Source organism: Streptomyces canarius (assembly GCF_014650735.1).
GTDB classification, from domain to species: domain Bacteria; phylum Actinomycetota; class Actinomycetes; order Streptomycetales; family Streptomycetaceae; genus Streptomyces; species Streptomyces olivaceoviridis.
Genome location: NZ_BMVN01000013.1, coordinates 216,139 through 239,593 on the forward strand (window position 1 = coordinate 216,139; position 23,455 = coordinate 239,593).

Annotated in this window: 20 protein-coding genes and 1 tRNA gene; 5 read left to right on the plus strand and 16 right to left on the minus strand. The window is 72.9% G+C overall.

Features of this window, described 5'->3' with window-relative positions:
- Positions 1–220: 220 nt before the first annotated feature.
- The 9 genes from IE294_RS20655 to IE294_RS20695 all read right to left on the minus strand — a co-directional run bounded on the left by IE294_RS20655 (position 221) and on the right by IE294_RS20695 (position 10,160).
- Positions 221–1,021, minus strand: coding sequence for an HAD family hydrolase (locus IE294_RS20655; protein ID WP_189888219.1), 801 nt, complete (start codon positions 1,019–1,021; stop codon positions 221–223).
- Positions 1,018–2,295: a serine--tRNA ligase gene (gene serS, locus IE294_RS20660; protein WP_189888221.1), complete on the minus strand. Its 1,278-nt coding sequence runs from the start codon at positions 2,293–2,295 to the stop codon at positions 1,018–1,020. Before serS ends, IE294_RS20655 begins: the two co-directional genes overlap by 4 nt.
- Before the next feature lie 585 nt (positions 2,296–2,880).
- A complete protein-coding gene (gene pheA / locus IE294_RS20665) occupies positions 2,881–3,813 on the minus strand; it encodes a prephenate dehydratase (protein WP_189888223.1) in 933 nt (310 codons plus the stop codon).
- Between the two features lie 107 nt (positions 3,814–3,920).
- On the minus strand, positions 3,921–5,201 hold the full coding sequence (efeB, locus tag IE294_RS20670; RefSeq protein WP_189888225.1) for an iron uptake transporter deferrochelatase/peroxidase subunit: 1,281 nt from the start codon (positions 5,199–5,201) through the stop codon (positions 3,921–3,923).
- A gap of 8 nt (positions 5,202–5,209) precedes the next feature.
- Complete coding sequence (locus IE294_RS20675) at positions 5,210–7,186, minus strand: copper resistance CopC/CopD family protein (protein ID WP_189888227.1); 1,977 nt, start codon at positions 7,184–7,186, stop codon at positions 5,210–5,212.
- Positions 7,187–7,199: 13 nt separating this feature from the next.
- Positions 7,200–7,664 (minus strand): copper chaperone PCu(A)C, encoded by a 465-nt coding sequence (locus IE294_RS20680; RefSeq protein ID WP_189888229.1) that lies wholly within the window; start codon positions 7,662–7,664, stop codon positions 7,200–7,202.
- Positions 7,661–8,314, minus strand: coding sequence for an SCO family protein (locus IE294_RS20685; RefSeq protein ID WP_189888231.1), 654 nt, complete (start codon positions 8,312–8,314; stop codon positions 7,661–7,663). Before IE294_RS20685 ends, IE294_RS20680 begins: the two co-directional genes overlap by 4 nt.
- A gap of 103 nt (positions 8,315–8,417) precedes the next feature.
- Positions 8,418–9,140, minus strand: coding sequence for a YcnI family copper-binding membrane protein (locus IE294_RS20690; RefSeq protein ID WP_189888233.1), 723 nt, complete (start codon positions 9,138–9,140; stop codon positions 8,418–8,420).
- Between the two features lie 174 nt (positions 9,141–9,314).
- Positions 9,315–10,160, minus strand: coding sequence for a hypothetical protein (locus IE294_RS20695; protein ID WP_189888235.1), 846 nt, complete (start codon positions 10,158–10,160; stop codon positions 9,315–9,317).
- Between the two features lie 186 nt (positions 10,161–10,346).
- Between IE294_RS20695 and IE294_RS20700 the strand changes: the two genes are divergently transcribed.
- Positions 10,347–10,790 (plus strand): ATP-binding protein, encoded by a 444-nt coding sequence (locus IE294_RS20700; RefSeq protein ID WP_103813639.1) that lies wholly within the window; start codon positions 10,347–10,349, stop codon positions 10,788–10,790.
- On the opposite strand, the gene pdxR is transcribed toward IE294_RS20700, so the two are convergent.
- The 3 genes from pdxR to IE294_RS20715 form a co-directional block, all read right to left on the minus strand.
- A complete protein-coding gene (gene pdxR, locus IE294_RS20705) occupies positions 10,780–12,177 on the minus strand; it encodes a MocR-like pyridoxine biosynthesis transcription factor PdxR (protein WP_189888237.1) in 1,398 nt (465 codons plus the stop codon). The two genes, IE294_RS20700 and pdxR, sit on opposite strands and share 11 nt — an antisense overlap.
- 122 nt (positions 12,178–12,299) lie before the next feature.
- On the minus strand, positions 12,300–13,784 hold the full coding sequence (locus tag IE294_RS20710; RefSeq protein WP_189888239.1) for an aminopeptidase P family protein: 1,485 nt from the start codon (positions 13,782–13,784) through the stop codon (positions 12,300–12,302).
- Between the two features lie 156 nt (positions 13,785–13,940).
- Positions 13,941–15,335: a PP2C family protein-serine/threonine phosphatase gene (locus IE294_RS20715; protein ID WP_189888241.1), complete on the minus strand. Its 1,395-nt coding sequence runs from the start codon at positions 15,333–15,335 to the stop codon at positions 13,941–13,943.
- 612 nt (positions 15,336–15,947) lie between these two features.
- Between IE294_RS20715 and IE294_RS20720 the strand changes: the two genes are divergently transcribed.
- Both IE294_RS20720 and IE294_RS20725 read left to right on the plus strand, forming a co-directional pair.
- The gene (locus IE294_RS20720; protein WP_189888243.1) at positions 15,948–16,613 is read left to right on the plus strand and encodes a bifunctional DNA primase/polymerase; all 666 of its coding nucleotides are present in this window, start codon (positions 15,948–15,950) and stop codon (positions 16,611–16,613) included.
- Positions 16,614–16,785: 172 nt separating this feature from the next.
- On the plus strand, positions 16,786–17,259 hold the full coding sequence (locus IE294_RS20725; RefSeq protein WP_189888284.1) for a hypothetical protein: 474 nt from the start codon (positions 16,786–16,788) through the stop codon (positions 17,257–17,259).
- Positions 17,260–17,521: 262 nt separating this feature from the next.
- Here IE294_RS20725 and IE294_RS20730 read toward each other — a convergent pair whose 3' ends face one another.
- The 3 genes from IE294_RS20730 to IE294_RS20740 form a co-directional block, all read right to left on the minus strand.
- The gene (locus IE294_RS20730; protein WP_189888245.1) at positions 17,522–18,484 is read right to left on the minus strand and encodes a DUF5926 family protein; all 963 of its coding nucleotides are present in this window, start codon (positions 18,482–18,484) and stop codon (positions 17,522–17,524) included.
- Positions 18,485–18,632: 148 nt separating this feature from the next.
- Positions 18,633–19,274, minus strand: a complete 642-nt coding sequence (locus IE294_RS20735; RefSeq protein ID WP_189888247.1) for an ATP-binding protein — start codon at positions 19,272–19,274, stop codon at positions 18,633–18,635.
- An 84-nt stretch (positions 19,275–19,358) separates the two neighbouring features.
- Positions 19,359–20,186 carry a glycerophosphodiester phosphodiesterase gene (locus tag IE294_RS20740; RefSeq protein ID WP_189888249.1) on the minus strand — a complete coding sequence of 276 codons (828 nt, stop codon included), beginning with the start codon at positions 20,184–20,186 and terminating at the stop codon, positions 19,359–19,361.
- Between the two features lie 238 nt (positions 20,187–20,424).
- Between IE294_RS20740 and IE294_RS20745 the strand changes: the two genes are divergently transcribed.
- Positions 20,425–21,861, plus strand: coding sequence for a S1C family serine protease (locus IE294_RS20745; protein WP_189888251.1), 1,437 nt, complete (start codon positions 20,425–20,427; stop codon positions 21,859–21,861).
- A gap of 76 nt (positions 21,862–21,937) precedes the next feature.
- A tRNA-Ser gene (locus IE294_RS20750) sits at positions 21,938–22,022 on the plus strand.
- A 164-nt stretch (positions 22,023–22,186) separates the two neighbouring features.
- Here IE294_RS20750 and IE294_RS20755 read toward each other — a convergent pair.
- The gene (locus IE294_RS20755) at positions 22,187–23,059 is read right to left on the minus strand and encodes a bifunctional DNA primase/polymerase (RefSeq protein ID WP_189888253.1); all 873 of its coding nucleotides are present in this window, start codon (positions 23,057–23,059) and stop codon (positions 22,187–22,189) included.
- Positions 23,060–23,455: the final 396 nt, after the last annotated feature.

The window sequence follows — 23,455 nt, forward strand, 5'->3', positions numbered from 1 at the left end:
GTCCGGGCGTCACCGGCTGGGGGCATCTCCGTGAGGCCACGGGGACTGCCAGGGGTGGCCGCTTCGAGCACGCGACGTCGCTCTCGCGTGGGCCGCCCACCCAGCCGCCGCCCGGGGGCGGCCGCGCATGCCGCCCCGGTCCGACGGCAGCATGATGGCCGCCGGGGAGGCCGAGACGTACCCGGCCCGGGCCCGCTACCTGCGCTGACGCGGTGGCCCGCTAGCCGAGCAGCCGCTCCAGCACGACCGCGATCCCGTCCTCCTCGTTGGAGGACGTGATCTCATCGGCCACCGCCCGTAGTTCCGCATGGGCGTTGGCCATGGCCACGCCGCGGTCCGCCCAGGCGAACATCGGGATGTCGTTGGGCATGTCACCGAAGGCGATCGTGTCGGCGGCCTTCAGGCCCAGGCGGCGGGCCGCCAGGGAGAGGCCCGTGGCCTTGGACAGGCCGAGCGGGAGCAGCTCCACGATGCCCTCGCCCGCCATGGCCACCGTGACGAAGCCGCCGGCCGCCTGCCGGGCCGCCTCCGCCAGCTCGTCGTCGCCCAGCGTCGGATGCTGTATGTAGATCTTGTTCAGGGGCGCCGTCCAGAGGTCGGAGGCGTCCGTGAGGGGGGTGCCGGGCAGCTTGCCGACGACCGCGTACCCCGGGCCCACCAGCACCTCGCCGTCCAGGCCGTCCCGGCTCGCCGCCAGGTACAGCGGGCCCACCTCGGCCTCGATCTTGGCGAGGGCCACGCCCGCGAGCTGCCGGTCCAGGGTGACCGAGGTCAGCAGGCGGTGGGAGCCGGCGTCGTACACCTGGGCGCCCTGACCGCAGACGGCGAGGCCGTCGTAGCCGAGGTCGTCCAGGATGTGCCGGGTCCAGGGGACCGCGCGGCCGGTGACGACGATGTGCGCGGCGCCCGCCGCGGTGGCCGCGGCGAGCGCGTCACGGGTGCGCTGCGAGATCGACTCGTCGGAGCGCAGGAGCGTGCCGTCGAGGTCGGTGGCGATCAGTCGGTACGGGAAGCCGGTCACTTGGCGACCGGCTCCAGGACCTCACGTCCGCCCAGGTAGGGGCGCAGCACCTCGGGGACCCGGACGGAGCCGTCGGCCTGCTGGTGGTTCTCCAGGATCGCCACGATCGTGCGCGGTACGGCGCACAGCGTGCCGTTGAGGGTGGCGAGCGGCTTGACCTGCTTGCCGTCGCGGACCCGGATGGACAGCCGGCGGGCCTGGAACTCGGTGCAGTCCGAGGTCGAGGTCAGCTCGCGGTACTTGCCCTGGGTCGGGATCCACGCCTCGCAGTCGAACTTGCGGGCGGCCGAGGAGCCGAGGTCACCGGAGGCCACGTCGATGACGCGGAACGGCAGCTCCAGCGAGGTCAGCCACTGCTTCTCCCACTCCAGCAGGCGCTGGTGCTCGGCCTGCGAGTCCTCGGGAGCGACGTACGAGAACATCTCGACCTTGTCGAACTGGTGCACGCGGAAGATGCCCCGGGTGTCCTTGCCGTGCGAGCCGGCCTCGCGGCGGAAGCACGGGGAGAAGCCCGCGTACCGCAGCGGCAGCCGGTCCGCGTCGATGATCTCGTCCATGTGGTAGGCCGCGAGCGGGACCTCGGAGGTGCCGACCAGGTACAGGTCGTCCTTGTCGAGGTGGTAGACGTCCTGGGCGGCCTGGCCGAGGAAGCCGGTGCCGGCCATGGACTGCGGGCGGACCAGCGCCGGGGTGAGCATCGGCGTGAAGCCGGCGGCGGTGGCCTGGGAGATCGCCGCGTTCACCAGGGCCAGCTCCAGCAGGGCGCCGACACCGGTGAGGAAGTAGAAGCGGGAGCCGGAGACCTTGGCGCCGCGCTCGACGTCGATCGCGCCGAGCAGCTGGCCCAGCTCCAGGTGGTCCTTGGGCTCGAAGCCCTCGGCACCGAAGTCGCGGATCGTGCCGTGCGTCTCCAGCGTGGCGAAGTCCTCCTCGCCGCCGACGGGCACGTCGGGGTGGACGAGGTTGCCGAGCTTGAGCAGCAGTTCCTGGGTCTCGGCGTCGGCGGCGTCGCGTTCGGCGTCGGCGGCCTTCACGTCCGCCTTCAGCTGCTCGGCGCGCCCCAGCAGCTCGGCCTTCTCCTCGGCGCCGGCCTTGGGGATCAGCTTGCCGAGCTGCTTCTGCTCGGCGCGCAGTTCGTCGAAGCGGACGCCGGAGGACCTGCGCCGCTCGTCGGCAGACAGGAGGGCGTCGACGAGCGCGACGTCCTCTCCACGGGCGCGCTGGGACGCACGCACACGGTCGGGGTCCTCACGGAGCAGGCGAAGGTCAATCACGAGGGCAAGGCTACCGGTGCGGGGTCGCGGCTCACGACTCACTCATCAAGGAGTTCTGTTTCGCGGCGTACGTTCCGTAATGCGGTAATTGCCCAGTGTGTTGCGGTGTGTCGTCCGTACGTCATGCCGGGCGTCAAGGGGAAAGTGTCTCACTCCCTGGGACGGGCCACATCCCGGGCGTCTGGTTGACTCGACTTCCTTGTGGAGAACGGGATTTGGCGGGTCGGTTGTCCACAGCGATCCACACCCTCCCAGGAGTTATCCACAGGCTGTGTGGAAGATCTGTGGACTTCGGAATTGATCACTCCGGAAACCGCGAACGGACGGAAGAATTCCTGGGTCAAACCACGTCGACACCCACCTTCGGGTGGAAAACGGTCGCCCCCAAAGATGAACCAAAGGAAACGCGTGGACGAAGGGTGAGCCAGGCGCCGGTGACCCCGACCGGGGCTCCCCGGGCGATTTGTCGACCCGATGGCACCACTCTGTCGACTTGTCCCCAGGTCGAGAAGGGAACCTGTGGATAACTTCTGTGGATAACGTTCGTCCGCAGGTACGACCGGTCGGCGTCCGCCTGTACGACGGCTAGAACCGGCCGTCCTGGCAGCGCGCCACCCAGTCCGCCGCCGCCATGAACTCCTCGTCCGACGTTCCCGGCAGCGTCGGCCGGGCCCCGTCCGGCGCGATGTCCGCGCGCGGATAGGAACCGAGGAAGCGCACCTGGAGGCAGATCCGCCGCAGCCCCATCAGCGCCTCCGCCACCCGCCGGTCGGCGATGTGCCCCTCGGCGTCGATGCAGAAGCAGTAGTTGCCGATGCCGGCGCCGGTCGGCCGGGACTGGAGCAGCATGAGGTTGATGCCGCGCGAGGCGAACTCGCCGAGCAGGTCGCGCAGGGCACCGGGGTGGTCATCCCGCTGCCACAGCACCACGGAGGTCTTGTCGGCACCGCTGGGCGCGGCGGGCCGGGCCGGGCGGCCGACCAGCACGAACCGGGTCTGCGCGTTCTCCGCGTCGTGGAGCCCGGTCTCCAGTGCTTCCAGGCCGTACCGGGCGGCCGTGAACTCGCCGGCGAAGGCGGCGTCGTAGCGGCCCTCCTGGACCAGGCGGGCGGCGTCCGCGTTGGAGGCCGCCGACTCCCAGGCGGCCTCCGGGAGGTTCGCGCGCAGCCAGTTGCGCACCTGCGGCTGGGCCGCGGGGTGCGCGGAGACCGTCTTGATGTCCGTGAGCCGTGTGCCGGGGCGGACCAGCAGCGCGAAGGTGATCGACAGCAGCACCTCGCGGTAGATCATCAGGGGCTCGCCCGCGACCAGCTCGTCCAGGGTGGTGGTGATGCCGCCCTCGACGGAGTTCTCGATCGGCACGAACGCGGCCTCGGCCTCGCCGGCCCGGACCGCGTCCAGCGCGGACTGCACCGAGACGTACGGGATCAGCTCCCGGGTGGCCGCCTCCGGAAGCCTGCGCAGGGCGACCTCCGTGAAGGTGCCCTCCGGGCCGAGGTAGGCATAGCTCGCTGGCATGTCCTCACCCTAATGGCCGTGGGCCCGCTCGGCTGAGGCGTTCGACGACAACCACTCGACCAGGTGGTTTGAACCCGGTTCACCCCGCACACCCCGGGTTCCCGGGTTCAGCCCTCCAGCAGCCGCTGCCCCACGTACTCCCCCCTCGCCGCCCCGCCCGGCACCGCGAACAGGCCGCTCGCCTCGTGCCGGATGTACTTCGACAGCGCGTCACCCCGGTCGAGCTTGCGCTGCACCGGGACGAAGCCGCGCAGGGGGTCCGCCTGCCAGCAGATGAAGAGGAGACCGGCGTCGGGCGTGCCGTCCGCGTCGATGCCGTCGTGGTAGGAGAACGGGCGCCGCAGCATGGCCGCGCCGCCGTTCCTCTCGGGCCGGGTGATCCGGGCGTGCGCGTTGAGCGGGACGACGTAGTCGCCGTGCGCGTCGCTCTTCTCCAGGTCCATCGGAGTCGTCTCGTCGCCGCCGGACAGTGGCGCCCCATTGGCCTTACGGCGCCCGATGACCTGTTCCTGGGCGGTGAGCGACAGCTTCTCCCAGTCGTCCAGGAGCATGCGGATACGGCGTACGACCGCGTAGGAACCGTTGGCCATCCACGCGGGCTCGCCCGAGGCCGGCACGAAGATCCGCTGGTCGAAGTCGGTGTCGGTGGGCTTGGGATTGCCGGTGCCGTCGAGCTGGCCCATCAGGTTGCGGGCCGTCATGGGGTGGGCGGTGGCGCCGGGGCTGCGGTTGAAGCCGTTCATCTGCCAGCGCACCCGGGCGGCCGAGCCCGCGTCCTTCTGGATCGTGCGCAGGGCGTGGAAGGCGACCAGGGCGTCGTTCGCGCCGATCTGCACCCACAGATCGCCGTCGCTGCGGGACCTGTCGAGGTGGTCGGAGGAGAAGTCCGGCAGCGGGTCGAGCGCACCGGGCCGCTGCTTCTCCAGGCCCGTCCTGCCGAAGAAGCTGTAGCCGAAGCCGAAGGTGAGGGTCAGCGAGGACGGGCCCGCGTCCCGGGCCACATCGGTGTCGCCGTGCGGGGCCGCCTCGCCCGCCATCAGCCGCTCGGCGGTCGTGGACCAGCGGCGCAGCAGGGCCGCCGCCTCCTTGCGCCCCGCGCCCGCCGCCAGGTCGAAGGCGACGAGATGGCCGCGCGCCTGGAGGCCCTCGGTGATGCCGGGCTGATGTTTCCCGTGAAACATCGCCCGCCCCGAACCCACCGAGGTGAGCGGGGTGGCCCCGGCGGGCGCGGAGGCGTAGCCCACGGCCCCGCCGGCCGTGCCGAGCACGAGCCCGGTGGCGCCGGCGGTGCCGAGCAGGGCGCGCCGCGAGATGCCGCTCGCCCCGGACACGGGCTCCGCCGGCGGCGCGTCGGGCGTGCGGGCCTGAGGGATGGACTGGTCGGGCATGGTGTGGTTCAGCCGATCTGCGCGTTCTTGGAGACGGTCACCTGGTCGATGTCGGAGGTGCGGACCGTGACGGCGATCTTCCAGTCGCCGGCCATGGGGATCTGCACTCCGCTCGCCGACCAGTGGCCGGTGGTGATGTGGTCGGGGTTCACGGGAAGCGGACCGATCTTCTTCGCCTCCAGGGTGAAGGAGACCTTCACCTCCGGGACGTCGAAGGCCCGGCCGTTGGGGCGCTGGACGTAGACGTGCATCTCGTTGCCGCCCACGCGCGCGGGGTCGAGGTCGATGCTGACGACGCCCTTGCCGTCGGTGCCGCCGGTGTCGAACGGCATGTCCAGGGTGAGCGCGCCGGACGCCGCCCTGGTGCCGGAGTCCGCCGGCGCGGAGGTGGCCGCCTTGGCCTCCTGCTCGGTGCGGCCCGGCTCGGTCTGCGTCAGCGCGGTGGTGACGGCGAGCAGCACGATGGCCACGCCGGCCTCGGCGAGCACCGAGCGGCGCAGGCCGAAGCGGTTCGCGTCGCCGTCCCGCAGCCGCTTCTCCCGCGCGGCGTCGACGGCCGCGCGCTGCCGGGCGAGCTGGGCGGCGCGCTGGGTGTCACGGGAACCGGTGCCGGTGCGCTTGCCGTCACCGGTCGCCTTCGAGACGGCGACCTGCTCCTTGCGGGCCTGGGTCTTCCGCGCCTTCCCGGTGCGGACGGCCGGGTCCGTGAGCCGTCCCGTCCACCGCCGGGACACGGCCGCGATGCCGACCAGCACCGCCACCAGCCCGATCTTGACCAGCAGCAACTGCCCGTACCGGGTCTCGGTGAACGCCGACCAGGAGCCGAGCTGCCGCCAGGACTGGTAGGCACCGGTGACGACGAGGGCGAGGACGCTGCCGAAGGCCACGCGGGAGAAGCGCTGTACGGCGGCGGCCTCGACGGGGGTCTCGGCGGGTGCCCGGTACAGCGCGGTCAGCAGGGCGGTGAGGCCACCGAGCCAGGCGGCGACGGCCAGCAGGTGGACGACGTCGACCGGCATGGCGATACCCGGCTGGAGCCCGGTCGAGGCGTGCTCGGCCATGGCCCAGCTGGTGGCGAGACCGGCCGCGACGACCACTCCGCCGACGGCGAGCCCGAAGGCCAGGTCGCGCTTCTCCTCGCCCTCCTCCCGGGGATCAGGCAGCCGGCGCGCAGCGCCGTCGTTCAGGGTGGTGGTGGGCGACGGGCGGGCGTAGGTGCCGAAGAGGACGGCGACGAACAGCGCGGCGGCGGCGAGCAGCAGCAGCCGGGAGACCAGCGCGGCACCGGTCTTCGTCTGGAGCACCTGGCCGAGCAGGTCGAGGTCGAAGACGTCGGCGAACTTTCCGGAACCGGTGTACGCGCCGTGCAGGAGCAGCAGCCACAGGGTGGCCGCCGTCAAGGCGACCCAGCCGCCGACGACCAGCCGCTGGAGGGGCCGTACGCCCGCGCCGTGCCGCCAGCAGGCGAGCACGAAGGCCGCGCCGCCGGCGAGCACGATGAACCCGGCGTATGACGCGTACCGCCCGAACGCGTAGAGCCCGCCCACGACCCCGCCGCCCGCGGCCGGACCGGCGCCGGAGACGACCGTCTGCGAGGGCGCCCCGACGGAGAAGGTGTAGGCACCGGCGACGGGGTGGCTGTCCGCGGAGACGACCTGGTAGGTGACGGTGTACGTGCCGTCGGCCAGGCCGCTCTTGAGCCGCACGGCGTACGTCGTCCCGCTCACGTTGGCCGGGCTGCCGGTCTGCACCGGCTTGCCCTTCGGGTCGAGGACGCGCAGGGAGTCGTCGTTCAGCGCCACCTTCTCGGAGAAGGTGAGCGACACCTGGGTGGGTGCCTTGTCGGCCACCACCCCCTGCGCGGGGTCGCTGCCGGTCAGCGCCGCGTGGGCGGAGGCCGGTCCGGCGCCCGCCAGCAGCGCGCCGGTGACGGCGATGAACAGCAGCACCAGGATCCGCACGCGGGGGGCGGTGGTCCGGGTCACGGTGATCCCTCCCTCAGTGGCCGGTCGACGGGTTGTACGTGGCGGACCTGACGGGCATCTCGACGGTGAGCGGCTCCGACGCGCTGAAGGTGAGCTTCACGGTGACCGTCTGGCCCTGCTTCGGCGCGCGCTTCAGCTTCTCGAACATCAGATGGTTGCCACCGCTTCGGAACACGAGCCGTCCGTGGGCCGGTATCGCGAAGGAGGACTTCTCCGCCATGGCGCCGCCGACCGTGCTGTGCATGGTCACCTCGCCGGCGACGTCACTGGTGACCGAGGTCAGCTCGTCCCCGGCCCCGCCCTTGTTGGTGATCGTCAGGAACCCGGCGGCCATGTCGGCGGAGACGGGCTGGGGCATGTAGGAGGAGCCGACGGACAGCTCGGCCTTGTCCGACCCCGAGCCGGACCCGGAGCAGCCGGTGAGGGCCAGGGCCCCGGCGAGCGCGCCCGCGGTCAGGACCGCGGCACGGCGCCTCACGGGTTGGCTCCCTTGACGAGCTTGGGCAGGTCCTTGGTGTAGTCGTCGACCGTGGCGTCCTCGCCGTAGAGGACGTATCCGGCGTCGGTCTTCGGCGAGAAGGCGACGACCTGGGTGCCGTGGACGGAGACCAGCTTGCCGTTCTTGTCCTTCGTCGTCGGCTCCACGGAGATGCCGACGGACCGGGCGCCGGCCTGGATCTTGGCGAAGTCGCCGGTCAGGCCGATGAACTGCGGGTCGATGCCCTTGAGCCACTTGCCCAGCTCGGCCGGGGTGTCGCGGCCGGGGTCGGTGGTGACGAACACCACCCGGAGGTCGTCCTGCTCGGCCTTGGGCAGCGCCTTCTTGGCGACGGCGATGTTGCTCATCGTCGTCGGGCAGATGTCGGGGCAGTGCGTGTAGCCGAAGTAGACCAGGGTCGGGTGCCCCTCGGTCTCCTTGCGGAGGTCGTACTTCTCGCCGTGGGTGTCGGTCAGGACCAGGCCCGGCTTGTCGAACGGCTGGTCCAGCACGGTGGCGACCTTGCCCGCGTCCGACCCTCCCGAGACCACGGCGACCGGCGACTTGCCGTCGTCGCCGCTGCCGCAGGCGGAGAGGGTCAGGGTGGCGGCGGCGAGCAGCACGGCCGCGGTGAACGTCTTCTTGCGCATAGAAAAATGTCCCAGATGTGTGAACTGCGGCGCGCACCGGGGTCGTACGACGGCCCGGCTGCCGGGGACGTACGGCGCCCGGTGCGCGCTGCGGAACGAAGGCTCAGGCGGCGGTCCGGCGGCGGCCCGCGAGGACGCCGTAGGCCACGCCCGCGACGCCGATCACGATGCCGACCACGCCGAGCACGCGCGCGGTGGTGTCACTGCCGTCGCCGGAGTCCTCGGCGGCGGTCGTCTTCCCGGTCTTCTCGGCGGTGTTCTCGGCGCTCGCCGTGCCGTGGTGGTCGTCGGTGGCGGCGGACAGCTCCAGGACCGGGGCCGGGTTCTCCGGCTCGTCCTGGCCCTTCTGCGGCACCTCGATCCAGCGGACGACCTCCTTGTTGGAGTACGTCTGGATCGCCTTGAACACCAGCTGGTCGGTGTTCTCGGGCAGTGCGCCCAGGGAGAGCGGGAACTTCTGGAAGTAGCCGGGCTCGATGCCCTTGCCGTCGGCGGTCCAGGTGACCTTGGTGACGGCCTCGTCGATCTTCTCGCCGTGCATGGTCAGCGGCTTGGCCAGCTTGGACTTGGTGATGTCGATCTTCCAGCCCGGGATCGCCTCCGGCATCACCGAGGCGATCGGGTGGTCGGCCGGGAAGTTCACCTCGACCTTGGTCGTCGAGGCGTTGTCCCGCTCGTTCGGGACCTTGAAGTCCACGACCGCGTAACCGCCCTTGGCCGCGGAGCCCTCGGGCTGTACGGAGACGTGCGCGAAGGCGGGGGCGGACAGGGTGAGGACGGCCGTACCCGCGACAGCGGCGGCGGCGGCGATACGAGAAGCCTTCATGGAAGGAAGCACTCCACTCTGAGTGGGAACCGGTGATGAAGAGGGATACGCGCGCGTGAGGGGTGTGGTCGCAGTACGGCACGGAAATCGCCCGTACGGCTCGGCAGGACGCGCACGCGCGCGTGCCGCGCGTCGGCGGCGCACCGGGTCCGTGTCGGGGGAGCGGTGGCCGCGTCAGGCGGCGAGGAGGAAGGCGGCGGCGGGCGGGCCGCGCCGGATCACCGTGTGCTGGAGTGCGGCGGTGTGCGGGGCCGGCGCCTCGTCCCGGCCGGGGCGGGGGCCGCGCGGGCCGGGCCCGGTGGCGGGCAGCAGCCCGGCGCACAGGGCGCGCGTCAGCGCGAGAGCCGCGCGCAGGGATCGTACGAGCGCCCCCTCCGCGACTCCATGCGCCGATAGCTCGATCAGCCGCAGCACCGCGAGATCCCCGCGGCGCAGCAGCCAGCCGGCGGCGACGGCCGCGAGCACATGGCCGAGCAGCATCGGCAGCGAGGGCAGCAGACCGGCCGAGGCGCCGGTGGCGTCGTGAACGTGCTCGAAGGTGCCCATGGCCCCCGTCGGCCGGCCGGCGCGGTCGATGAGACGCGCGTCGAGCAGCAGGCGGAATGCGTGTCCCGGAGTGAGGGACGCGGCGGTCGAGCCGCACACGAGCCGCGTGGCCTGCTCGACCAGCGCGCTGTCGCTCAGCACGGCACCCGTCGACCCCGTCGAGCCCATCGACATCCCGGCGGAGGCCATCGTCGCCCCGTGCTGGCCCAGCCCGAACAGCGTGTGCAGCACGGTCTGGCCGAGGGCGAGGAGTACGGCGATGCCCGGCAGCGAGCGGGCCCGCCCGGCGAGCGGTGCCACGAGCAGCAGGGCGCCGAGGAAGCCCGCGCCGAGCGTCCACAGCGGCACGCGCGCGCAGGAGGCCAGCAAGTGCCCGCCCGCGGCCAGCGCGACGCAGACCGCGGCGAACACCGCGGCCCGCAGGATCCGGAGTCCGGCTCCGGAGTGCGCCGTGCGTGGGTGGGGGGCAGTCATGGCGGGGCCATCATCGCACTGCCCTTACCGCGCGTATACGGCAGGGCGCCTGAGGCGTCCCTCATACACCGATTCCTCCCCCGGCGCATCGGCCGGACGGGCGCAGACACGTCGACGCGGTGCTTACGGCCGCCTACGGGCGGCAATACGTAACGGTATGTCGAGCCGCGGCCAGGAGGCTGGAGCATGAGCATCTGGTGGTCACTCCATCTGCGGCGCGAGGCCGCCAGCGTGCCGCTCGCCCGGCGGTTGCTGATCGGCACGATGGAGACAGCGGGCGTCGACCCGGAGATCTCCTACGACCTGTCCGTCGCCCTGAGCGAGGCCTGCGCGAACGCCGTCGAGCACGGCGGGGATGCCGCCCGCGGCGCCTCGGAGGCGTACCGGGTGACCGCCTATCTCGACGGCGAGAAGTGCCGTATCGAAGTGACCGATTCCGGTCCCGGCTTCGCCCGCCCGCAGGACCCCCGGCCGGCCCGCCCCGACGCCGAGCACGGCCGCGGCCTCTGTCTGATCCGCGAACTGGCCGACCACGTGCACATCGGCCCGAAGCCCGGCCGGGGCGGGACGGTGGTCAGTTTCGACAAGATCCTCAAATGGCGGAAGGACCCGTCCCTCCTCACGGCCTAGCGGCGGCCCTGCCGGTGCCGCCGGGCTGTCCGAGGACCTTCGCCAGGGTCTCCAGCGCCTCCGGGTACAGCCGCTCCCGCGGAGTGCCGTAGCCGACGACCAGGCCCTGGGGCCGGCCGGGGCCCGGGGTGTGCCAGTGGTCGCCGAGCGCGCCCAGCGCCAGGCCCTCCGCCTCCGCTCGGGCCAGGACCGCGGCCTCGTCCGGCACCTCGATCAGCGCGTGCAGCCCGGCCGCGATCCCCCGCACGCTCCGGCGCGCCCCCAGCCGGTCCAGCAGCTGGTCCCGGCGCCGCCGGTAGCGCAGCCGGCACGCGCGCACATGGCGGTCGTACGCGTGGCTGTCGATCAGCTCGGCGAGCGCGAGCTGGCCGATGGTCTCGGTGTGGTGGTCGCTGTGCAGCTTGGCGTCGGCGACCGCGTCGACCAGGTGCGGCGGCAGCACCATCCAGCCGAGCCGCAGCGCCGGGCCCAGGGTCTTGGAGGCGGTGCCCAGGTACACCACCTGGCCCGGCGCCATCCCCTGCACCGCGCCCACGGGCTGGCGGTCGTAGCGGAACTCGCCGTCGTAGTCGTCCTCCACGATCAGTCCGCCCCGCGCGCGTGCCCAGTCGGTGAGCGCCCGGCGCCGCTCGGGGTGCAGGGTCACCCCGGTCGGGTACTGGTGGGCCGGCGTGACCACCACGGCCGCCGCCCCGCCCAGTTCCTCGGGGCGTACCCCGCGCGCGTCGACCGGCACCGGCAGGACCGTTCCGCCGTTGTGCCGCACCACCTCCCGGTGGAAGGGCAGCCCCGGGTCCTCCATGGCGACGGCGGCGCCGTCCAGCACCCGCGTGAGCAGCGCCAGGCCCTGCACATAGCCCGAGGTGATGACGATCCGATCCGGCGGCGCCAGCACCCCGCGCGCCCGCCCCAGATAGCCGGAGAGCGCGGTGCGCAGCTCGATCCGGCCGCGCGGGTCGCCGTAGTCGAACGCCAGCGAGGGCGCCGTCGCTATGGCGCGGCGCAGCGCGCGCAGCCAGGCCGCCGCCGGGAACGCGCCGACGTCCGGGCTGCCGGGACGCAGATCGAGACGCGGCGCACGCGCGCGCGTGTCCGTCCCCGGCTCCTCCGCCTGCACGGCCGGCAGCTCGGCGACCCGGGTGCCCGAGCCCTGCCGTGCCGTCAGGTACCCCTCGGCGACCAGCTGGTCGTAGGCGGCCTTCGCGGTGCCGCGCGAGATCCCGAGGTCGGCCGCGAGCCGCCGGGTGGCGGGCAGCCGGGTACCGGGCGCGAGCCGCCCGTCCCGTACGGCGTCCCTGAGGGCTCGTTCGAGCCCCACCCGGCGGCCGTCCACCGAATCGGGTTCGAGATGCAGGTCGACACCGACGCCCGACCAGAAGCCGTCCACGTTTCCACCCCCGTCACTGCACGCGCCCCGAGGGGGCGCGGGAAACCGCGCGGCCGGCCACGGCTGCCCCCGCAGACGAAATGGCCGGGCACCTCCCCGGTGCCCGGCCATTCAAACGCAGATCAGCCCTTCAGGGAGGCCATCCACGATTCGACCTCGTCGGAGCGACGCGGCAGACCGTCGGAGAGGTTCCGGTTGCCGTCCTCCGTGACGAGGATGTCGTCCTCGATCCGGACGCCGATGCCCCGGTACTCCTCCGGCACGGTCAGGTCGTCGGCCTGGAAGTACAGCCCCGGCTCGACGGTGAGCACCATGCCCGGCTCCAGCGTGCCGTCCACGTACGTCTCGGTCCGCGCGGCGGCGCAGTCGTGGACGTCCATGCCGAGCATGTGCCCGGTGCCGTGCAGGGTCCAGCGGCGCTGGAGGCCCAGCTCCAGGACCCGCTCGACCGGACCCTCGACCAGGCCCCACTCGACGAGCCTCTCGGCCAGCACGCGCTGCGCGGCGTCGTGGAAGTCGCGGTACTTGGCACCCGGCTTCACGGCCGCGATACCGGCCTCCTGGGCGTCGTACACGGCGTCGTAGATCTTCTTCTGGATCTCGCTGTACGTGCCGCCCACCGGCAGCGTGCGCGTGACGTCGGCGGTGTAGAGGGTGTGGGTCTCCACGCCCGCGTCCAGCAGCAGCAGGTCGCCCGAGCGGACCGGGCCGTCGTTGCGGACCCAGTGCAGGGTGCAGGCGTGCGGGCCGGCCGCGCAGATGGAGCCGTAGCCGACGTCGTTGCCCTCCACGCGCGCGCGGAGGAAGAACGTGCCCTCGATGTAGCGCTCGCTCGTCGCCTCGGCCTTGTCGAGGACCCTGACGACGTCCTCGAAGCCGCGGACCGTCGAGTCGACGGCCTTCTGGAGCTCGCCGATCTCGAACTCGTCCTTGACGAGACGGGCCTCGGAGAGGAAGACGCGCAGCTCCTCGTCGCGCTCGGCGGTGACCTTGTCGGTCAGGGCCGCCTCGATGCCGGCGTCGTAGCCGCGCACCACGCGGACCGGGCCGGTGGCCTCGCGGAGCTTGTCGGCCAGCTCGCGCACGTCGGCGGCCGGGAGGCCGTACAGCGCCTCGGACTCGGCGAGGGAGTGCCGGCGGCCGACCCACAGCTCGCCCTGGCCGGAGAGCCAGAACTCGCCGTTCTCGCGGTCGGAGCGCGGCAGCAGGTAGATGGTGGCCTCGTGGCCGTCGCCCTTGGGCTCCAGCACCAGGACGCCGTCCTCGGTCTGGTTGCCGGTGAGGTACGCGTACTCGACGGAGGCGCGGAAGGGGTACTCGGTGTCGTTCGAGCGGGTCTTCAGGTTGCCCGCCGGGACCACCAGGCGCTCGCCCGGGAAGCGGGCGGAGAGCGCGGCACGGCGGCGCGCGGTCTCGGCGGCCTGCGGGATCGGCTCCAGGTCACGCAGCTCCGTGTCGGCCCAGCCGGACTTCATGTTCTCGGCAAGCTCGTCGGACACGCCCGGGTACAGGCCGTTCTTCCGCTGCTTGACGGTCTCCTCGGCCTCGGTCTCCGGGCCCTCCGCGGTAGCGGAGTCGGGGACAGCCGGGTTGAGCTCGTCGGACACGTGATCCTCCTCGGTACGCCAGTGATCTCCCCCGGGGCCCGCGACGCTCCTGCTTGTGGCCGAGCGGGGACCTCCATCATCGTACGGTCGCACCAGGAGCGGGCGGCGGCGGATGACCTGTTATGCCCGGTCATGCCAGCCGCCCGGAGCGCGCGCTCAGTCGAAGCGGGCCGCCAGCAGGACGACGTCCTCCTCGCTGTCGGCAGTGTCCAGGCCGTCCGGCAGGACCGCGCGCAGGACGTGGTCGGCGACGGCTCCCGGATCCTGCCGCGCCGCGCGCGGGACGCTCGCGGCGGCTGCGTGCAGCCGGGCGAAGGCCCGGTCCATCGGGTCGCCGGTACGGTGCAGCAGCCCGTCGGTGTAGAGCAGGACCGTCTCCCCGGCCTCCGCCTGGATCTCCACGCTGGGCGCCTCCCAGCAGGCGAGCATGCCGAGCGGCGCGGAGACGGAGGTCTCGGCGAACTCGGTGCGCCGCTCGCCGATCAGCAGCGGCGGGCTGTGCCCGGCACCGGCCAGGGTGACCTTGCGCACGGCGGGCTCGCAGTAGGCGAACAGGGCGGTGGCCGAGCGGGCCGGCTCGGTCAGCCGCAGCAGCAGCTCCAGGTCGGACAGGACGGCGACCGGGTCCTCGCCCTCCATCACGGCGTACGCGCGCAGGGAGGCGCGCAGCCGCCCCATGGCGGCCACCGCGCTCGGCCCGGAGCCGGTGACCGAGCCGACCGAGAGGCCGAGGGCGGCCTCGGGCAGCGGCAGGGCGTCGTACCAGTCACCGCCGCCGCGCGGACCCGCGCGGCGGCGGGCGGCGAGCTGGACGCCGGGCACCCGGGGCAGCCGGGCGGGCAGCAGTTCGTCGGTGAGGGTCGCCACGCACGCGCGCGTGCGCTCCACCTCCAGCAGCCGGGCGAGGTGCTCGGTGGCGTGCCGGACGTACAGGCCCACGAGGTGGCGCCGGCGCTCGTGCGGCTCGGCCGGTTCGTCGTAGAGCCAGACGACGGCGCCGAGGCGGCCGGCGGACTCGGTGGCGAGCGGGAGGGCGTAGCTGGCGGCGTAGCCGAGGCGGGCGGCCACCTCGCGGTGGCGGGGGTCCAGGCCCTCCTCCGCGAACAGGTCCCGGTGGACGATCTCGGCGGTGCCGCCGGGGTCGTACGGCAGGGCGCCGCGCGGCACGGTCTCGATGTGGCCGAGGTCGGCGCGGCCGAGGCCGAGGCCGAGGGTGGTGCGCGGACCGTCGCCGTCGGCGGGCTCCAGGACGACCAGGCCGCGGCGGGCGCCGACCAGGGCGGCGCCGGCGCGCATCAGTTCGTGCAGGGCGGGGTCGAGGGCGCCGGTGCGGGAGAGGCGCTCGGTGAGTTCGTGGAGGGTCGTGAGGTCGGAGACCCAGCCGGCCAGCCGGTCCTGGAGCAGGGCGCCCGGGGCGGGACTGTGCGGCGCGGGGACCGCGGGGGCGGAGCCGGAGGTGCCTGAGGCGGGGGAGGCGGGTGCGGCAGTGTGGGCGGGCGGGGGAGCCGTAGGATCGATTCCAGCCACTTTCGGAGGGTGCGGGGCGTTCATGGCGTCCGGCCCTCAGACCGGTGCGTATTGCTGAAAAGCATCGCAAACCCCCATGTCATTCTGCGCCGCTAGCAGTGTCTCCACATGTACACGCAGTCATGAGGGGATGTCCAGCATTGTCCTGCGGGGATTCCTGGTGTCCATGAGGTTGGTGAGGGTTTTCCTCGAACCTCTTGCCTTACTGCCAAGTTGGCTCAAAACTGCCTTAGGTATCGGTTCATTGCGGTCGACTGGCCTTGCTCCACGGAGCGTCACAGCGGTCGTGATGGGTACGTACTCGGAGAAGGCCAGGGGTGGTTGGGGGCTACCCGGAACCTGGCGACGGACCCGGGCGTCATAGCCACCGACGGCCGAGCCCCATCCTCCCGTGGCGGAGGCGGAGAGAAATACGCGCGACGGCAAAACGCCAGACTTCGCCACCCCCACGCCGCAGCCGTGCTTTTGATAGACGCACTATGGACGCGGACGCGGCCAATGCTCGACCCCCTGGGGTTCCCCCTGCCGTGCGCGGGGGTGTGATGCGCCAACAGGTACGCACAGTGAAGTGATCGACACATGGTGTGATGTGGCCCACGGTGTTGCCAGCGGTGCAACGGAAAGGAACGAGCGCTCATGCGCGAGATCCTCGGAAGGCGACGCAGGCTTCTGTCCAGGCGGAACGACGGGAGGCCTGAACTGATCGGCGCGGCCCTGACCTTCGCGGCGCAGTGGCAGTGGCCGGTGCTCCCCGGCGTGGCGCCGGACCCGCAGGGGCGGGCCCGCTGTGCCTGCCCCGACCCGGAGTGCACGGTGCCCGGTGCGCACCCCTTCGACCCCGGCCTGCTCGCCGCCACCACCGACGCGCGCATGGTGCGCTGGTGGTGGACCAACCGGCCGGCGGCCCCGATCATCCTGGCCACCGGGGGCACGGCGCCCTGCGCGGTCAGCCTGCCGGCGCTCGCCGCCTCCCGCGCCCTGGCCCTGCTCGACCGGCGCGGCATGCGGCTCGGACCGGTGATCGCCTCGCCCACCCGCTGGGCGCTGCTCGTCAAGCCGTACTCCATGGAGCAGCTCGGCGAACTGCTCTACGCCAAGGACTTCGTCCCCGGCTCCCTGCGCTTCCACGGCGAGGGCGGCTATGTCGCGCTGCCCCCGTCCGAGACCGGCCAGGGCGCCGTCCGCTGGGAGCGCGCGCCGCTGCCCGGCTCGGCCGCGCCCTGGGTGCCGGATGTGGAGGCCGTCGTGGACGCCGTGGTCGACGCCCTCACTCGTACGGGTGTGAGCGCGCCCGAGTTGTAGGGGTGTCGGGCGCGGGCGGGGCGGGCGAGCCCCGCTCGCTCGTTATCGTCCGCATATGCAGCGTCAACCCGGCGGCCACCGTGCCCCACGGCCGCACCGCGGCCGGCGCACCCACCGAAGGCCCGACCCCCGGCAGTTCCGTCTGCTCGCGCTCGCGGGCTTCGTGGCCGCCATGGTCGCGCTGCCGCTGGCCGTTGCCTCCGCGCGGCAGGCGGGCGACACCGGCCGGGCCGCCGTACCGGCCGCCTCCCGCGGTGACGCCCCGGCCCGCCCGGACACCGGCAGCCGCTCCCCCCACCTGCTCGGTCTCGGGCTCACCACCGCCGCCCGCTGCGGCCCCGAACTCACCTCGCCCGACGGCATCGAGGCACAGACCTGCGTGCTGACGCGGGGCGAGGACACCTGGGCGCGCACCTACTACCGCAATGCCACCGGCCGGTCGCTGGACTCCGTGCTGAGCCTGATGGGTCCGGGCGACCGGACCGTGCAGATGCGCTGTGCCACCGGGGCCGACGACGAGCCCGCCACCTGTGAGACGCCGCGTGAGCGCAGCCGGGGCGTGCCGGACGCCTACACGGCCGTCAGCGAGTTCGCCGAGCGCGGCCCCGAGGGGGCACTGCTGCTCCGCTCCGGCAGCAACTCCTGAGCTGCCGAGGGGAGTTGGCAGGCGGCTGCGCGCTGTCCCGCCGTACGCGGGCATGGAAAGACCCGGTTGCTGGCGACGGGGGATGCACCAGCAACCGGGCTACTGGAACGGTAACAAGAGATCGGCGGTTCGCAAATTCCGGGTTGGCGATTCGGACACCGATTTCCCTGTCGGAACCGGGAGTTGTGACAGGAGTCACCTGCCGCGCGGTCCGGTGTCACGGCTGACCGACCGGTCAGCCGTGACACCCGCGCGCGGGGCGTCAGCTGAGCGTGACCTGCCGGTTGGTCAGGCCGCCGCGTGCCCGGCGCTCGTCCGGAGTCAGCGGCTCCTGGACGGCGAGGGCGGCGGCGAGGCGCTCGGCGAACTCGGCGGCCGGCTTCTCCACGTCCTCCGCGGTGACCCCGGTCGGCAGGTCCCAGACCGGCACGGTGAGGCCGTGAGCACGGAAGGAGCCCACGAGCCGGGTGCCCTCGCCGAGGCTGGACCGGCCCGCCGCGTACAACCGCGCGAGGGCGTCCAGAAGCTGCTCCTCCGGGTGGGGCATGACCCAGCGAAGGTGGTTCTTGTCCGGGGTCTCGCACCAGTACGCGGCGTCCACGCCGGACAGCTTCACGGTCGGGATGGCGGCGGCGTTGGCCCGCTCCAGGGAGGCCGCCACCTCCGGCGTGGCGTTCTCCGCGTCCGGCACCCAGAACTCGAAGCCGCTGTGCACGACCGGCTCGAACGCGCCCTCCGGGTCGAGCAGGTCCTGGAGGCGCGGACCCTCGGCGGGGGCCCGGCGGCCCTGCACCGGGGTGCCGGGCGCGGCCTCCAGCGCACGCAGCAGCGTGTCGGCGAGGTCGCGGCTGATGTCACCGGACGCCGTGTCGTTCTGGAGGCCGATCAGCACCGAGCCGTCGTCGCGGCGCAGCGCCGGCCAGGCCATCGGCAGCACGGTGGTCAGGGTGACCGACGGGACGCCCTCGGGCAGGCCGTCGCGCAGGCTCAGCCCGGCCGTCGCGGCCGGGACCAGCTCGCGCAGCGCGACCCAGTCGCACTCGCCCGGCAGTCCCTCGAACGGGCGCTGCACCAGCTCGGTCGCGGCGTGCGCGGCGGCCCGGCCGTGGCAGGCCTTGTAACGCCGGCCGCTGCCGCAGGGGCAGGGTTCGCGGGCGCCGACAACCGGGATCTCCCCGTCGATCAGCTGCGGCTTGACCTTCGTCTGGGGTCGCTTTTTGGCCATGGTGGGTGTCTCCCGGTTACGGCTCTTCTCGTACGTCCGGAGCCTAGCCGTTCGGACCATGGCCGACGGGAACCTGTGGACAACGCACGCGCGCTCGACGCCGGTGGGCGAATCCGCGGGCGGTGGACGGGGGACACGCCGCCCTGGTTCAGTCGAGGTCGTCGAACACGTCGGCGAAGTCGAGCCCGGACAGGTCGGGCAGCGGCGCGGACCGGGTGACGCGCGTAGCGAAACCCCCGCGCTGGTACCCGGCGTCGGGATCGTGGACGTCCTCGTGGACCAGCGCCCAGACCGTCACCTCGCCCCGGACGTCGTCCCGGACGCCCCAGTCGTTGGCGAGGGCGGTGATGATGTTCAGCCCGCGACCGCCGTGGGCGGTCACCGAGGGCGTGGCCGGCGCCGGGCGGGTCGGGCCGCCGCCGTCCGTGACCTCCACGACGAGCCGCCCGCGCGCGTCGACCCGCCAGGCGGCGCGGACGTCCCCGTCCCCGGCCGACGCGTCGCCCAGGGGCCGCCCGTGCTTGCAGGCGTTGCTCAGCAGTTCGGAAAGGATCAGTACGGCGTCGTCGATGATCGATTCGGATACGCCACCGCTGCGCAGCTGCGCCCGCATCCGGTGCCGCGCCTTCCCCACGCCCGCAGGGCCATGGGGAACGGCCATGCTCGACGACGTGGGCACCTCCTGTGCCACCACCAACGCCACCCCCGAGACCTCCTTCGCCCCACGCCATGGGGTGGATGCCCTCTTGGCTTGTACCGGAAACCGGCCAATCCTCTTCCGGTGTCGCATTCGATACGGATGGACACGCGGCGAACGCGCCGGAGCACACCCCGTGACGGGCCCGCACGGCGAGGGGGGACGGGACCGGCCGGCTCAGCGGCCCAGTTGCCGCAGCACCGCGCGCGGGCGGTTGGTGATGATGGCGTCGACACCCAGTCCGACACAGAGGTCGACGTCCTCGGGCTCGTTCACGGTCCACACGTGGACCTGGTGACCGGCCCGCTTCAGCCGCTCCACGTAGGCGGGGTGACCGCGCACGATGCGGATCGAGGGGCCCGCGATGCGCACGCCCACGGGCAGCCGTCCGTCGCGCAGCCGGGGCGAGACGAACTGCATCAGGTACACCGTCGGCAGCGTCGGCGCCACGGCCCGCACGCGGTGCAGCGAACGCGCCGAGAAGCTCATGACCCGGACCGGCGACTCGGCGGCGGAGGCCGGCGCGTCCAGCCCGAACCGTTTCAGCAGGGTCAGCAGCCGCTCCTCGACCTGCCCCGCCCAGCGCGTGGGGTGCTTGGTCTCGATGGCCAGCTCCACCCGCCGCCCGGCGTCCGCGACCAGTCCCAGCAGCCGCTCCAGGGTGAGCACGGAGGTCTCCTCGCGGTCCTCCGGCCGGTGCTCCCAGTCGGGTTCCTCGTCCCGCCCGCGCCAGGCCTCGCGCGTCTTCCGGGAGCCGAAGTCGAGGGCGGCCAGATCGGCCAGTTCCAGCGCGGAGACCGCGCCGCGGCCGTTGGAGGTACGGTTCACCCGCCGGTCGTGGACGCAGACCAGATGGCCGTCCGCGGTCAGCCGTACGTCGCACTCCAGGGCGTCCGCGCCGTCCTCGATGGCCTTCCGGTAGGCGGCGAGCGTGTGCTCGGGTGCGTCCTCGGAGGCGCCGCGGTGGGCGACGACCTGGAGGGAGTGCTGTCGGGCGTGGGTCACCGCGTCATGGTGCCACCGTCGCGGGGTACACGTGGCGGCGCGGGCGCGCCGGTGCGACGAACGGGGCAGGAGGTATGCAGGTTGATGAAACCTTTGCCCGGAAGATCCTATATAAACCTATATAAAGACGGTCGCCGGACCCACAGCCACCGCTTATGGTGCTCTGACGGCCCGTGGGAAAAGCTGACCGCAGACCAGTGCGACCGATGACACCAGGCGTGGATCGAGGAGAAGACCTGTGAGCACCGAGAACGAGGGCAACGCGGTACCCCCGGCGCCGTCCGCACCTCCCGTGCCGATGGCCTCTCCCGCCGCGTCCCCGCAGGGCCCCGCGCCCGAGGGGAACGCGCCGACGGCTCCGCTCCCGCCCGTGCCCCACGAGGCCCCGGCGGCCTCCGCGGCGGCGGACCACGGCCCCGCGTACCAGCCCGGCCCGGCCCCCGACGGCTCCTGGCCGCCTCCGCCGCCGGCCACCCCGGCCTACGCCGACGGCGGCTCCGGCGGCGCGGGCGCCGGCTGGGGAAGCACCTACCAGCAGCCCGCCCCCAAGCCGCGCGGCGGACGCGGCGGACTGGTCGCGGCGGTCCTGGTGGCCGCGCTGGTGGCGGGCGGCCTGGGCAGCGGCCTCGGCTACACCCTGGCCAAGGACCGGGACGACCGCGGCTCCACCACCGTCTCCGCGTCCGACGGCGGCGTCACGCAGGTCAAGCGCGCGCCGGGGACGATCGCCGGCGTGGCCTCCAAGGCGCTGCCCAGCACGGTGACCATCGAGGCGGAGAGCACCAACGGCGAGGGCGGCACGGGCACCGGGTTCGTCTTCGACACCCAGGGCCACATCGTCACCAACAACCACGTGGTGGCGGACGCCGTGGACGGCGGCAAGCTGACGGCCACCTTCCCGAACGGCAAGAAGTACGACGCCGAGATCGTCGGCCACGCGCGGGGCTACGACGTCGCGGTCATCAAGCTCAAGAACGCCCCCTCCGACCTCAAGCCGCTCGCCCTCGGCGACTCCGACAAGGTGGCCGTCGGCGACGAGACCATCGCCATCGGCGCTCCCTTCGGCCTGTCCAACACGGTCACCACGGGCATCATCAGCGCCAAGAACCGCCCGGTGGCCTCCAGCGACGGCAGCTCCAACAGCAAGGCGTCGTACATGAGCGCCCTTCAGACCGACGCGTCCATCAACCCCGGCAACTCCGGCGGCCCGCTGCTGGACGCCTCCGGCGCGGTCATCGGCATCAACTCCGCGATCCAGTCCACCGGCAGCGGCGGCTTCGGCACCGGCCAGTCCGGCTCGATCGGCCTGGGCTTCGCCATCCCGATCAACCAGGCCAAGTACGTCGCCCAGCAGCTGATCAAGACCGGCAAGCCGGTGTACGCGCGCATCGGCGCGTCCGTCTCCCTGACGGACTCCAGCGACGGCGCGCAGATCACCGACCAGGGCACGGGCGGCTCCGCAGCGGTCGAGACGGGCGGTCCGGCGGACAAGGCCGGCCTCAAGCCCGGTGACGTCATCACCAAGTTCGACGACCACGTGATCGACAGCGGACCGACCCTGATCGGGGAGATCTGGACCCACAAGCCGGGCGACAAGGTGACGGTCACCTACAAGCGGGGCGGCCAGGATCACACGGTGGAACTGACGCTGGGTTCCCGGGTGGGCGACAACTGACCCACGGGGGCCATGCCCCCACACCCCGGCCCGCGCCCGGTACGCTGTACCCGCTCCGCCCCTGGTGGGCGGGCGAGGTGGGTTGCCCGAGCGGCCTAAGGGAACGGTCTTGAAAACCGTCGTGGCGCGAGCCACCGTGGGTTCAAATCCCACACCCACCGCGCAGGTGAACGGCCCCTGACCAGGCGAAACGGTCAGGGGCCGTCGTGCTGAGCGGTGTCCGCTCGCGCGCGGGGGCCGGCCGCGCCGAGTGACAGGAAGCCGTCGCTGCTGGGCCGGCCCTTTGAGCTCCTGTTCCCAAGGGGCCCGTGGCTCGGCGCCGGCCTCACGGCCGGTGCCCCGTCAGCCGGGCCGCCGACGCGATCGTGGCGCGGGCCTCGTGTTCGGTCAGGCCGGTGTCGCGGGCGGCGGCCACGAGGGGGTCCGCCAGGGCGGGCCCGATGCCGTTCTCGTAGGCGCGGCAGGCCGCCCAGAACAGGCGGGTGTTGCGCTGCCCCTCGTGCGCGGCGAGCACGAACTGGACCAGTCCCTGTCCGTGGTCGCCCGCCGCCGGGCGGGTGGGGTGGGGCGCGCGGGGCGGGGGCAGCAGGAGCCGCAGGAGGGACGGCGGGCAGGAGGCCGGGGCGAGGTCGGCCGTGCCGGGCGCGACGGTGTAGACGCCGTGGTCGGTGCGGGAGCCGGGGCCGACGAGGTAGCCGCCGGCGCCCCGGATGTCGATGCCGGGCGCGAGCCGGCCGGCCGAGTTCGGTACGACGGCGCCGGGCGGGCCGGTCAGCCAGAGGTGACGGCCGCCGCTCGGGGTGAGGACGACGACCGTCTCCGGGATCGTGAACAGATGGCGCAGGGCCAGTTCCCGCAGGGCGGCCGAGGAGTCCGTGCCGGACTTGGTGTCCAGGTCGACGCCGATCAGGTGGTACGGGGGCAGCCCGCAGGCTATGCCGTAGCCGGTGGCCCGGGGCGCGGCGGCGAAGAGCTCGCGGATGCGGACGGGGTCGGTGGAGGCGTCGTACACGCCGTGGCCGAAGCGACCGCACGCGCCGTGGCAGGGCCGCCCCGCCGGGTCCGGGTCGTCGCGGTGCGGGGAGCGCAGGGCCGGGAGCTTCGTCCGGGACAGGGGGATCACGGCCAGTCCGCGTTCGGCGGCTGACAGGGCGTGTGCGAGGGCCAGCGTCGTGGCCTGCCGGTCGATGGTGGCCATGCCTCCATGTTCGTACACCCGTTCGAAAATGGGAAGGGCGGGCAGGCGCGGCGCGCCGGTGGCGGGCGGATGGGCCGGAAGGGTGCCGGAACGATTCATCCCCTGTGTCGCTTGAGGTCGGAGGTCATGTGAAGTGTCACTCCAGGGGCAGATGTGCCTAAAGATGGCGATAGGGGTTTATCGACTTGTCATCACGCTTGCGTGCGAATCGCGGCTTCCAGGGCGGTTCGCCGGGGATCCGGTGGGCAACTCTGGAGGCGCGACGTCGTCCACGAAAGCCAAGGCGGTCGGCCAACCGCCCTGTCACCAGCCGTAGTTCATGTACGTCCGGCCCTAGGTTCTGTCTTCAAATGTCACGCCCACATCAGGAGCGAGGCGAGGGTGATGGCTGCCTGG